General features: G+C 62.5%; 8 protein-coding genes. All 8 read right to left on the bottom strand.

Translation table 11 applies throughout. The features are described from left to right. Positions 1-42: 42 nt before the first annotated feature. The 8 genes from AC1RT4_RS17745 to rpsR all read right to left on the bottom strand — a co-directional run bounded on the left by AC1RT4_RS17745 (position 43) and on the right by rpsR (position 12,553). Complete coding sequence (locus AC1RT4_RS17745; protein ID WP_493086636.1) at positions 43-933, bottom strand: transglutaminase family protein; 891 nt, start codon at positions 931-933, stop codon at positions 43-45. Beyond that, positions 933-3,419 (bottom strand): circularly permuted type 2 ATP-grasp protein, encoded by a 2,487-nt coding sequence (locus AC1RT4_RS17740; RefSeq protein ID WP_493086634.1) that lies wholly within the window; start codon positions 3,417-3,419, stop codon positions 933-935. Before AC1RT4_RS17740 ends, AC1RT4_RS17745 begins: the two co-directional genes overlap by 1 nt. An 88-nt stretch (positions 3,420-3,507) precedes the next feature. Further along, positions 3,508-6,783 (bottom strand): transglutaminase family protein, encoded by a 3,276-nt coding sequence (locus AC1RT4_RS17735; RefSeq protein ID WP_493086632.1) that lies wholly within the window; start codon positions 6,781-6,783, stop codon positions 3,508-3,510. A gap of 212 nt (positions 6,784-6,995) precedes the next feature. After that, a complete protein-coding gene (locus AC1RT4_RS17730; RefSeq protein WP_493086630.1) occupies positions 6,996-9,299 on the bottom strand; it encodes a YgiQ family radical SAM protein in 2,304 nt (767 codons plus the stop codon). A gap of 112 nt (positions 9,300-9,411) precedes the next feature. Then, positions 9,412-10,809, bottom strand: coding sequence for a replicative DNA helicase (gene dnaB, locus AC1RT4_RS17725; protein ID WP_007950700.1), 1,398 nt, complete (start codon positions 10,807-10,809; stop codon positions 9,412-9,414). A 120-nt stretch (positions 10,810-10,929) separates the two neighbouring features. Beyond that, positions 10,930-11,376: a 50S ribosomal protein L9 gene (gene rplI, locus AC1RT4_RS17720; RefSeq protein ID WP_003186385.1), complete on the bottom strand. Its 447-nt coding sequence runs from the start codon at positions 11,374-11,376 to the stop codon at positions 10,930-10,932. Between the two features lie 19 nt (positions 11,377-11,395). Further along, positions 11,396-12,286: a YybS family protein gene (locus AC1RT4_RS17715; protein WP_039766674.1), complete on the bottom strand. Its 891-nt coding sequence runs from the start codon at positions 12,284-12,286 to the stop codon at positions 11,396-11,398. Positions 12,287-12,322: 36 nt separating this feature from the next. Then, positions 12,323-12,553: a 30S ribosomal protein S18 gene (gene rpsR / locus AC1RT4_RS17710; protein WP_002551829.1), complete on the bottom strand. Its 231-nt coding sequence runs from the start codon at positions 12,551-12,553 to the stop codon at positions 12,323-12,325. Positions 12,554-12,559: the final 6 nt, after the last annotated feature.

The following is a 12,559-nucleotide window of genomic DNA, read 5'->3' as shown; positions in this document are numbered from 1 at the left end:
CCTCCATTGTGGGAGCTGACTGGCTCCCACGATGGATCGCACTTACTCCAGCGGCATCACCGTGACCCGCACCTCCGGATCATGGCTCCCTCCCCCCAGAATCACCCCGCGCAACGGCGAGACATCGGAAAAATCCCGGCCCCAGGCCAGGGTGATGTGCTCCAGTGCCGGCTGCACATTGTTTGTTGGATCAAAATCCACCCAGCCCAGCACCGGGCAAAACACCGAGACCCAGGCATGGGAAGCGTCGGCGCCGATCAACCGTGGCTGCCCCGGTGGCGGTTGGGTCAGCAGGTAGCCACTGACGTAACGCGCCGCCAACCCGCGTGATCGCACGCAGGCGAGCATCAGGTGCGCGAAGTCCTGACAGACCCCGCGCCGACGCTCCAGCACTTCCACCAGCGGCGTCGCGACTTGCGTCGCTTCGGCGTCAAAGGTGAATTCGCTGAAGATCTTCTGCATCAGGGCCTGCACGCCCAGCATCAACGGCCTGCCAGCCGGGAAACAGCTCTCCGAGAACTCGACGAAACTGCGCTTCAGGTGCACGTAGGGCGACTGGAATCGATAGCGACAAGCTTCCAGCAACGAGGCGGACAGCGGCTGGCTGCTGTAGGTCAGCGCGTTACGGGTCAGTTCCCAGGCCGGCGACTGATGGAAATCCACCACAGGTCGCGCCAGCACTTCGACCGTCAGCCGTGCGTTGACCTGCAATTCATCGTGGGGCCGTTCGAAGGCCAGGCGAGTCAGCGGATTGCCGAACACATCCTGCTCGTCACGGCGGGTGGTCGGCTCCGGAGTGATCAGCAGTTGCTGCTCGGTGCAGCGCTGCCACTCGCATTCGCGCGGCCACAGATGCGCCAGTTGCTGGGCCAGGGACACCGGGCTGTCGTAGCGATAGCAGGTGTCGTGAAGGATCTGGTAATGGGCACTCATCAGACGGACACCGTGCGCTGGCTGACATCATCGACATGGGCGAAATGGCGCAGGGCCAGACGATCCGAAACCTGACTGCTGGCGTCGGCGATTTCCTGCAACAGATCCGCCAGACCGTCGAGGGCCGCGCGTACGCTGGATTCGCCGAACAGCGGATTCTCCAGACAGCTCAGGTCGAAGCGCGCCAGACGTTCGACCAGCGGCGGCAATCCTGCCTCCCTCGGCACACCGAAGTCATCATTCAGCCGCTTCAGGGTGCGAGTCACCAGCTTCAACTGGAACAGCACCGCATGGGGGTTCTGCTCATCCAGCAGCAACAGGTCGAGCACCGGAATCAACTGCGCCACCGCCAGATAACGGGAGCGATAGGTGATGCTGCTGTTGCCCAGCTCCAGCAACCACTCAAGTCCGGCCTGATCGAACGCGCCAGCGCCACGCAGGAACCCCGCGAGGCTGCTGCTGAGAAATTGCAGGCGCTCGATCCGCCGGCCGATCATCAGGAAGCGCCAGCCTTCGTCACGGGTCATGTCGTCGAGGGCAAACCCGGACAGCGCCGCCAGCGACATCACCAGCCGGTTGAGAAAATCCAGCAGCTCGCCGAAATCCGGCTCGTCGGTGTCCAGCTCCGAAGCCTCGCGTTGCAGTTCCACCAGCGCCTGCCAGTTTTCCCGGGACAGCTTGCCGCGCACTTGCGATGCCGCCCACTGCAAGCGTTGCAGGTTGGAGCGCAGGCTGAACGACCAGTCCTCGCCGAGCAGTGCCGCGAGCAAGCGCTCCGGCAGTTCACCTTCGTCCGGTAGCAGCATCAGCCGCTCGCCAAGATCCACGGCAGCCTGCAGGGCTTGCGGGTCATCACCGTCGACGTAACGCGCGAGCATGATCCGCAGCAGCCGCGCGCTGTCGTCGCAACGCTCGCAGTAACGGCCGAACCAGAACAGATTCTCCACCACCCGCGACGGCAGGTACGGATCGCGGCGCACCAGATCAGGCACGCCGATGTTGCGCTGGGCTTTCCACTGTTCACCGCTCGGCGGCCGATCCCCCAGCACCCAGGTGTCCTTGCTCGCGCCACCGCGCTGCATCGACACCACTTCGGCATCGGCTTCGGCCGCGACCCGGGTCAGGCCACCGGGCAGCACCCGATAACCGTCGTGACTGGCCACCGCGTACATGCGCATGCCGATCGCCCGGGGTTGCAGTTGCCCGTCCTCGGGCTGCCAGATCGGCGCCTGGGACAACTGGGCGAGTTCTTGCGCGACATAGGCATAAGGGCGGGCCTGCATGCGCGCGGCGAGACTTTCACGCTGTTTTTCGCTCAGATCCCGGCCAAACACCGGCGTAAAGCTTTGCGACGGGAACGCCGGTTTGATCAACAGCTCCGGCAGTTTCTCCAGGGCCTGGGCCAACACCGGCGCTTCGCCGCACCACCACGTGGCGATGGACGGCAGGATCAGCTCTTCGCCGAACAGGTACTGATTGATCTTCGGCAGGAAACCCAGCAGCCCCGGCGACTCCAGCACGCCACTGCCCAGTGCATTGGCCACCAGCACCCGGCCCTGACGCACCGCCTCCAGCAATCCCGGAACGCCGAGCGCCGAATCCGTGCGCAATTCCAGCGGATCACAGAAATCATCGTCGAGCCGACGCATGATCGCGTGCACCCGGCGCAGGCCGCTGAGGGTTTTCAGGTAGACCGTGGCATCACGCACCGTCAGGTCGCCACCCTCCACCAGCGGATAACCGAGCTGACGGGCGAGATAGAGATGCTCGAAATAGCTTTCGTTGAAACGCCCCGGGGTCAGCAACACCACCAGCGGCGCGTCATCGTTGCAGGGAGCCTGACGGGCCAGGGTTTCCTGCAAGGTGCGGAAGAAACCGGCCAGATGCTGGACTTTCAGATCCCGGTACAACTCGGGGAAGGCGCGGGACACGATGGTGCGGTTTTCCAGCGCATAACCGGCGCCCGATGGCGCCTGGGTACGATCCGCCGTCACCCACCAGCGCCCGTCCGGCGTGCGCGCCAGATCCACGGCATACAGATGCAGAAAGGCCCCGTCCGGTGGTGCAATGCCCTGACAGGGCCAGAGAAAATTGTTGTGGCCGAACACCAGCTCCGCCGGCAACAAGCCTTCGCGGATCAACTGCTGCGGGCCGTACAGATCCGCCAGCACCGCATTGAGCAAACGTGCACGCTGGGCGATTCCGGCCGACAGTTGTTGCCACTCATCGGCGGCGATCACATGGGGCAGCAGATCCAGCTCCCACGGACGATCCGCGCCCTTGGGGTCGGCATAGACGTTGTAGGTGACACCGTTTTCCTGAATCTGCCGGGTCAGCAACGCCTGACGCTGCACCAGTTGCGCCGGGGTGCTGCGCTGCAATTGGTCGACCAGTCGCCGCCAGTGCGGGCGCACCGCCCCGCTGTCGTCGAGCAGTTCGTGATAGGTGCCCGCTGTCAGCGGGTAGCGGTCAAGCAGGTCAGGCATGGAAAGCTCGGCAGCCGGCAAGGAACGGTCAGACTAACGCAGGCACATGACGCCCGGATATACGAAAAATCCGGGCGTCGTGCCTGATTCAGAAACGTCGTAAATCGAGTGTCATCGGTAGTTCGTCGTTCGTTTCGACATTGGGTATCGGAAGTTTCCCCGGCGCATGTCCGATGCGGAAGAAACGCGCCATGCGCCGGCTCTCCGCTTCGTTGGCGTTGACCGGCAGCGTTTCGTAATTGCGCCCGCCCGGGTGCGCGACGTGGTACTGGCAGCCGCCCAGCGAGCGTTGCATCCAGGTATCAAGCAAGTCGAACACCAACGGTGCATGCACCGGGATCGTCGGTTGCAGGCAGTTGGCCGGTTGCCACGCGCGGAAACGCACGCCGGCGACAAACTCGCCCACCCGCCCGCTCGGTTGCAACGGCACCGGGATGCCATTGCAGGTCAGCAGATAACGCTGCGGCGGCAGCCCCGTAAGCTTGACCTGCAAGCGCTCCAGCGATGAGTCGACGTAGCGCACCGTACCGCCCGCCGCGCCCTCCTCGCCCAGCACATGCCAGGGTTCAAGGGCCTGACGCAATTCCAGCTCGATACCGTTGACGGCGTAGTCGCCGACCTTGGGGAAACGAAACTCGAGATGCGCCGCGAACCATTCGGCGCGCAGGGGATAGCCGGCGTTGTTGAGTTCGACGATGACGTCGGCAAAGTCCTGCTCGATGAAATGCGGAAGCAGGAAGCGGTCGTGCAGCTCCGTGCCCCAGCGCACCAGTTTCGGCGGCGCATAAGGCTCGCGCCAGAACCGCGCCACCAGCGCCCGCAACAACAGCTGCTGAGCCAGGCTCATGCGCGCATGGGGCGGCATCTCGAACGCACGCAACTCCAGCAGACCGAGGCGCCCGGTGGCGCCGTCCGGTGAATACAGCTTGTCGATGCAGAACTCCGCGCGATGGGTGTTGCCGGTGACGTCGATCAGCAGATTGCGCAACAGCCGATCCACCAGCCACGGCGGGCATTCCTCTCCAGGCGCCGGCATCTGCGCGAAAGCGATTTCCAGCTCATACAACGCATCGTTGCGCGCTTCATCGACTCGCGGTGCCTGAGAGGTCGGGCCGATGAACAGGCCGGAAAACAGGTAGGACAGCGAAGGATGGTTGTGCCAGTAGCTGATCAGGCTGCGCAGCAGATCCGGACGGCGCAGAAACGGTGAATCGCCCGGTGTCGCGCCGCCGAGGACGAAATGGTTGCCGCCACCGGTGCCGGTGTGTCGTCCGTCGACCATGAATTTCTCAGTGGACAGTCGGGTCTGGCGCGCTTCTTCGTACAGAAATTCGGTGCGCTCGACCAACTCGTCCCACGTCGCGGAAGGCTGCACGTTGACCTCTATGACGCCGGGATCCGGGGTGATGCGGAAATTGCTCAGGCGCGGATCGCTCGGCGGCTCGTAGCCCTCCAGCAATACCGGGCAATGCAGCTCCTCGGCGGTGGCTTCGATGGCGGCCACCAGCTCCAGATAATCCTCGACCCGCTCCAGCGGCGGCATGAACAGGTACAACCGGCCTTCCCGGGCCTCGGCGCAGAACGCGGTGCGGGTCAGCCAGTCGGCGGACTCGTCGATCTTCGGCACACGATCGTCCGCCGGAGCGGGCTCACCGTGTTCGTTGAACTGCGATGTTTCGGGCAGCTCGGGGAAGTCCTGATTCGGATCGTTTGGATGAATGAACGGATACTCCGCGGCCTTCACCCAGGGCTGCGAGCCCAATGGCAGGCGATAGCCGAGCGGCGAATCTCCCGGCACCAACCGGCAATGTTCATCGCGCAGATACCAGCGCCCGCTCTGCCATTGATCGCCCTTGGCGGTGCGCGCCAGCGGCAGCACCTGGCCGATGACCTTGTCCAGCCCCTGACTGAACACCTTGCGCAGTCGCGCACGTTCCAGCGGTTCCTCCAGGCGCGAGTCTTCGGCGCTGACGTTGCTCGGCAAGGCGCCCTCGCGCCAGAGGTAATAGAAATGGTCTTCGTAGGCCGGGAATACGAAGCGTGTCGGCAGTTTCAGGCGTTCGGCGACACTCGCCAGAAAGCGCCCGGCCAGTTCACCCGTGGCGCCGTAATCCTGCTGTTCATCGGCAATCAATGCGGTGTTGTGCCAGATCGGCACGCCGTCGCGGCGCCAGTAGCAATTCAGCGACCAGCGCGGCAGTTGCTCGCCCGGATACCACTTGCCCTGACCGAAATGCACCAGCCCCTTGGGCGCGTAATGTTTGCGCATGCGCTGGAAAAGTTCGGCGGAGAGCCGGCGCTTGTCCGGGCCCAGCGCGGCGGTGTTCCATTCGGCACCGTCGGGGTCGTCGATGGACACGAAAGTCGGTTCGCCGCCCATGGTCAGGCGCACGTCGCCTTCCAGCAGGTCGGCATCGATCTGCCGGCCCAGCGCCTGGATCGCCAGCCATTGTTCATCGGTGTAGGGCTTGGTGACCCGAGGTGCTTCCCAGATTCGCTCCACGGACATTTCGTGACTGAACTCGCATTCGCAAGGCTCTACCAAGCCACTGATCGGCGCCGCCGACGATGGATCGGGACTGCAGGCCAACGGGATATGCCCTTCCCCGGCGAACAGCCCCGACGTCGCATCGAGGCCGATCCAGCCGGCGCCGGGCAGATACACCTCGCACCACGCGTGCAGGTCGGTGAAGTCCACTTCGGTGCCGGACGGGCCGTCGAGGCTTTTCACGTCGGCGGTCAGTTGAATCAGATAACCGGAGACGAAACGCGCCGCCAGCCCGAGATTGCGCAGCAGTTGCACCAGCAGCCACGCCGAATCCCGGCAAGAGCCGGAGGCGTGTTCGAGGGTGTGCTCCGGGGTCTGCACTCCCGGCTCCATGCGAATCAGGTAATTGATGTCTTCGCTCAGACGCTGGTTGAGCGCCACCAGGAAGTCCACGGCCGGCAACGGCGTGCGGTCGATGGCGTCCAGATAGGCCTTGAATTTCGGCGTCAGCGGCAGGGTTTCGAGGTACGGCGCCAGCTCCTTGCGCTCATCGGCGGCGTAGGCGAAGGGGATTTTCTCGGCGTAGGGTTCGAGGAAAAAGTCGAACGGGTTGAACACCGCCATCTCTGCCAGCAGGTCGACCTCGATCCGCAGCTCGGCGGTTTTCTCGGGGAACACCAGCCGTGCGAGGTAGTTGCCCTGAGGATCCTGCTGCCAGTTGATGAAATGCTGCTCGGGCGAGACTTTCAGTGAATAAGACAGAATCCGCGTGCGGCTGTGGGCAGCCGGGCGCAGACGCACGATCTGCGGGCCGAGTTCGACAGCGCGGTCGTAGCGGTAATGCGTGACGTGATGCAATGCGACATGAATCGACACGGCGTGCCTCCTGCGAGCCCAAGCGTATTCGAAAGCGCGCAAGACTTATGCCATGCAGAGGCTTGGGCGCTTTCCCGGAATGCTTAGGGCAGTACAGCACCAAAATCGGGCGATGCGGTGAAATGGTTTGCCACAGTTGCACGCAAATGTTGCGAGGCACAACGCAAAACGCCAACCCGAAGGTTGGCGTTCTGTTTTGGCTCAAGTGCGTTTTAGCGCGGTACGACCGGCTTGCGTGCCGGTTTCGGCCCTTTGCCTTTCGCGGCGTCCTTGCGCTCCTTGGCGGCCTGCTGGTTGCGGGCGAATGCCGCGGCCTTGGCCTGTTCACGCTTGTCCCATGGATTGCCACCATCACTGGCTCGTGGAGGCAGACCGGTGTGCTGGGTGAGGATCTTGGTGGTCTTCTCTTTCGCGACCTTGTGGCTGCCGGCCGGCGTCGAGTTCTTGCGACGGGCACTCTGGTAGCTGTCGGTGGCCGGCTGATGCAGCGGGATCAACTGGTTCTTGCCCGGCCCGATCAGGTCGGCGCGGCCCATGCGGGTCAGCGCTTCACGCAGCATCGGCCAGCCCTTCGGGTCGTGATAACGCAGGAACGCCTTGTGCAGACGGCGCTGCTCCTCGCTCTTGACGATGGTCACGCCGTCGCTCTTGTAAGTGACCTTGCGCAGCGGGTTCTTGCCCGAGTGGTACATCGCGGTGGCAGTGGCCATCGGCGACGGGTAGAACGCCTGCACCTGGTCGGCACGGAAACCGTTGCCTTTGAGCCACAGGGCCAGGTTCATCATGTCTTCGTCGGTGGTGCCCGGGTGCGCGGCGATGAAGTACGGAATCAGGTACTGCTCTTTCCCGGCTTCCTTGGTGTACTTCTCGAACATGCGCTTGAAGCGATCGTAGGTGCCGATCCCCGGTTTCATCATCTGGTTGAGCGGACCTTCCTCGGTGTGTTCCGGGGCGATCTTCAGGTAACCGCCGACGTGGTGGGTCACCAGCTCTTTGACGTACTCCGGCGACTCGACCGCGAGGTCGTACCGCAGGCCGGAGGCGATCAGGATCTTCTTCACACCCGGCAACGCACGGGCGCTGCGGTACAGCTGAATCAGCGACGAGTGGTCGGTGTTCAGGTTCGGGCAGATGCCCGGGAACACGCAGGACGGCTTGCGGCACGCGGATTCGATTTCCGGGCTCTTGCAGGCGATGCGGTACATGTTCGCGGTCGGGCCGCCGAGGTCGGAAATGACGCCGGTGAAACCCGGCACCTTGTCGCGGATCTCTTCGATTTCGCGAATGATCGACTCTTCGGAACGGTTCTGGATGATCCGGCCTTCGTGCTCGGTGATCGAGCAGAAGGTGCAGCCGCCGAAGCAGCCACGCATGATGTTCACCGAGAAGCGGATCATGTCGTAGGCCGGGATCTTTTCCTTGCCGTACGCAGGGTGCGGAACACGTGCGTAAGGCATGCCGAACACGTAGTCCATTTCTTCAGTGGTCATCGGAATCGGCGGCGGGTTGAACCAGACGTCGATCTCGCCATGCTTCTGCACCAGCGCACGGGCGTTGCCCGGGTTGGTTTCCAGGTGCAGCACGCGGTTGGCGTGGGCGTACAGGACCGGGTCGTTACGCACCTTTTCCATCGACGGCAGGCGGATCACGGTCTTGTCGCGGGTCATTTTCGGGCTGGCCAGGATCTGTACGACCTTGGCTTCTTCCGGATCTTCAACCGGACCCTTCTCCTGCTCGATCGCGCAAGCCTGAGTGTCCTGGGTGTTGACGTACGGGTTGATGATCTTGTCGATCTTGCCCGGACGGTCGATGCGCGTGGAGTCGACTTCGTACCAGCCCGCCGGCGTGTCACGACGGATGAACGCGGTGCCGCGCACATCGGTGATGTCTTCGATCTTGTGACCGTAGGACAGACGCTGGGCGACTTCGACAATCGCCCGCTCGGCGTTGCCGTACAGCAGGATGTCGGCGCTGGCGTCGATCAGGATCGAGTTGCGCACGCGATCCTGCCAGTAGTCGTAGTGGGCGATGCGGCGCAGGGAGGCTTCGATGCCGCCGAGCACGATCGGCACGTGCTTGTAGGCTTCCTTGCAGCGCTGGCTGTAGACCAGGCTTGCGCGATCCGGACGTTTGCCGGCCATGCCGCCCGGGGTGTAGGCGTCGTCGGAGCGGATTTTCTTGTCCGCGGTGTAGCGGTTGATCATCGAGTCCATATTGCCGGCCGCGACGCCGAAGAACAGGTTCGGCTCGCCGAGCTTCATGAAGTCGTCTTTGGACTGCCAGTTAGGCTGCGCGATGATCCCGACGCGGAAGCCTTGCGACTCCAGCAGCCGGCCGATGATCGCCATGCCGAACGACGGGTGATCGACGTAGGCATCTCCCGTAACAATGATGATGTCGCAGGAATCCCAGCCAAGCTGATCCATCTCCTCCCTGCTCATCGGCAGGAATGGCGCCGGCCCGAAACATTCGGCCCAGTATTTTGGATAGTCAAATAACGGCTTGGCTGCTTGCATGTCGATGACCGGTGTTGAGGTGCAAAATCGCGGGCGCGGAATATAGCACAAAAAATGACCAATTCCGACGGCTGTGGTCGGAAATATCAGAGGCTTTCAGATGACGACGGGCTTACTCGTCGTCGTCGAAGTTATAGCTGCCCGGCGCGAGGTTTTCGAAGCGCGTGTACTTGCCGATGAAAGCCAGGCGGATGAAGCCGATCGGGCCGTTCCGCTGCTTGCCGATGATGATTTCGGCGATGCCCTTGTGTTCGGTTTCCGGGTGATACACCTCGTCCCGGTACACGAACATGATGACGTCGGCGTCCTGCTCGATCGCTCCGGATTCCCGCAAGTCGGAGTTCACCGGACGCTTGTTGGGACGTTGCTCCAGGGAACGGTTGAGCTGCGACAGGGCGACTACCGGGCAGTTGAATTCCTTGGCCAGGGCTTTCAGGGATCGGGAGATCTCGGAAATCTCGTTGGTCCGGTTGTCACCGCTGGAGCCCGGGATCTGCATCAGCTGCAGGTAGTCGATCATGATCAGGCCGATGTCGCCGTGCTCGCGCACCAGACGCCGGGTCCGGGCACGCATCTCCGACGGGCTGATGCCGGCGGTGTCATCGATGAACAGCTTGCGGTCGTTGAGCAGGTTGACCGCCGAGGTCAGGCGCGGCCAGTCGTCGTCTTCCAGCTGGCCGGAACGCACTTTGGTCTGGTCGATACGACCGAGGGACGACAGCATACGCATGATCAGCGATTCGCCTGGCATCTCGAGGGAGTACACCAGCACCACCTTGTCGCTGCGCAACACGGCGTTTTCCACCAGGTTCATCGCAAAGGTGGTCTTACCCATCGACGGACGGCCGGCGACGATGATCAAGTCGGCCGGTTGCAGGCCGCTGGTCTTCTCGTCGAGGTCGGTGTAGCCGGTGGACAGCCCGGTGATCGAGTCGGCGGTGTTGAACAGGGTGTCGATGCGGTCGATGGCCTTGGTCAACAGGTCATTCACGCCCACCGGGCCGCCGGTTTTTGGCCGGGCCTCGGCAATCGCGAAAATCTGCCGCTCGGCTTCGTCGAGGATTTCCTCGGCGGTGCGACCTTCGGGGTTGAAGGCGCTGTCGGCGATCTCGGTGCTGATACCGATCAACTGACGCAACGTCGCACGCTGGCGGACGATCTGCGCATAGGCCTTGATGTTGGCGACGGACGGCGTGTTTTTCGCCAGCTCACCAAGGTAGCCGAGGCCGCCGACCTGCGAGGTCTGACCTTCCTTGTCCAGTTGCTCGGCAAGGGTCACGACGTCGATCGGCATGTTCTGATCGGCCAGTTTGGCGATCGCACGGAAAATCAGACGGTGGTCATGTCGGTAGAAATCGCCGTCGGAGACTTGATCGAGCACGCGTTCCCAGGCGTTGTTGTCCAGCATCAGACCACCGAGTACGGCCTGTTCGGCCTCGATGGAATGCGGCGGCACTTTCAGCGCGGCGGTTTGCAGATCGTATTGCTCGGGAGCGGAGATTTCGTTCATGGCCACTTTTTAATCAGGAAAAGCAGGGAGTGCAGAAAGACAAAGGGCACGACCTGTAAACAGGATCGTGCCCGATGTTAACCGTCTGACGGACAAGCCGCCAGTCGATCAGGGTGTTGCTTAAGCTGCTACCACGACAACGCGTACGGTGGCTTCAACTTCGGCGTGCAGGTGCACAGCCACGTCGAATTCACCCACGTTGCGGATGGTGCCGTTCGGCAGACGAACTTCGCTTTTCGCAACTTCAACGCCGGAGGCGGTCAGTGCGTCAGCGATGTCGTGAGTACCGATCGAACCGAACAGCTTGCCTTCGTCGCCAGCGGTGGCAGTGATGGTCACTTCCAGCTCGGCCAGTTGGGCAGCACGGCTTTCAGCCGATGCTTTACGGTCTGCGGCGGCTTTTTCCAGCTCAGCGCGACGCTCCTCGAACGCAGCCAGGTTGGCAGCGGTCGCAGCGGTGGCTTTGCCGAAAGGCAGCAGGTAGTTACGGCCGTAACCGGCCTTAACGTTTACTTTGTCGCCCAGGTTGCCCAGGTTGGCGATTTTTTCCAGAAGGATCAGTTGCATGTGGAAATCCTCTTAACTTTTAACCTTCACCGTTCGCGTTATCGGTGTCTTTCGACACCCGACCGCGAAAATCAATCAGGCTGTCGACAATGGCCAGAACCACGAGCAACGGATAGATCAGCTGCATGAACAGCAACAGCGTCACGTACAACCCCACCAGCCAGAAACCGGCCAGTCGCCTTTGCGCCACCAGCCCGTGAATCAGGGCCAGCCCGGCGAACACCAGCGGTACACTGCACAACGGCGTCAACATGGCCATCTGTGCACCGAGATTCGGGCCCAGAAGCATCAACGCCAGCAGTAACATCGCCGGCCCCAGCGGGATCCGGATGGCGCGAAACTCGCGACCAAAACCACCCGGGTTGTACAACAACGCCTGCCAGTAACGCCCGACAATCAGGCTCAGCACGCTGACGATCTGCAACAAGGCCGCAATCAGGCCGGTCAGGACCGGTGCGATCAGCGACGCGAAACGCGCCTGCTCGTCTACCGACAATTGTTGGTAGGCATCACCGAGAAGCGCGGGCATGACCTTTACCAAGGCCTGCGCCAGCATCTCGATCTGGGGCGCAAACGCCGCCCCGAGCACCACTGAAAACACCAGTCCCATGGCTACGCTGACCAGCAGCGTGCGGACCCAGGACTCGCTTGCGCGCAACACCAGCGCAAGCCCCGAAGACCCCAGCAGCACCAGAAGCGCCCGTGGGTCATCGGCATACAACCACCAGATCAATGCCGGCAGCAGTCCCAGCGACACGACGCCCAGGGCGTCGGTCAATCCGCGCCGCAGAAGCACCAGGCTCCCGGCGGCAGCACCCAACCAATACAACAACGGCAATGTTGCACACCCGGCCACTACGAGAGTGGCCTGCATACGGCCGCGCATGATGAACTCAGCTAAGGCACGCATGCATTCAATCCTTTGCTACTTGTCGACTGCCCGGTCTCAGCGGCCGTGGCTGTCGGTGTAGGCCAGCAGGGCCAGGAAGCGGGCGCGCTTGATAGCGGTGGCCAGCTGACGCTGATAACGAGCTTTGGTACCGGTGATGCGGCTTGGAACGATTTTGCCGGTCTCGGATACGTAGGCTTTCAGAGTGTTGAGATCTTTGTAATCGATCTCCTTCACGTCTTCAGCGGTGAAGCGGCAGAATTTACGACGACGGAAGAAACGTGCCATTTGATA

The organism is Pseudomonas sp. GW821-FHT11D10, assembly GCF_058808435.1.
The sequence above is the reverse complement of the archived record's forward strand: the minus strand, read 5'-3'. Positions and strand labels throughout refer to the sequence as shown.

What these genes read in the sequence shown, in the direction of transcription:
- AC1RT4_RS17730 (WP_493086630.1), bottom strand. Translation starts at nt 9,299, where the DNA reads ATGCAAGCAGCCAAGCCGTTATTTGACTATCCAAAATACTGGGCCGAA.
- dnaB (WP_007950700.1), bottom strand. Translation starts at nt 10,809, where the DNA reads ATGAACGAAATCTCCGCTCCCGAGCAATACGATCTGCAAACCGCCGCG.
- AC1RT4_RS17715 (WP_039766674.1), bottom strand. Translation starts at nt 12,286, where the DNA reads ATGCGTGCCTTAGCTGAGTTCATCATGCGCGGCCGTATGCAGGCCACT.
- rplI (WP_003186385.1), bottom strand. Translation starts at nt 11,376, where the DNA reads ATGCAACTGATCCTTCTGGAAAAAATCGCCAACCTGGGCAACCTGGGC.
- AC1RT4_RS17740 (WP_493086634.1), bottom strand. Translation starts at nt 3,419, where the DNA reads ATGCCTGACCTGCTTGACCGCTACCCGCTGACAGCGGGCACCTATCAC.
- AC1RT4_RS17745 (WP_493086636.1), bottom strand. Translation starts at nt 933, where the DNA reads ATGAGTGCCCATTACCAGATCCTTCACGACACCTGCTATCGCTACGAC.
- rpsR (WP_002551829.1), bottom strand. Translation starts at nt 12,553, where the DNA reads ATGGCACGTTTCTTCCGTCGTCGTAAATTCTGCCGCTTCACCGCTGAA.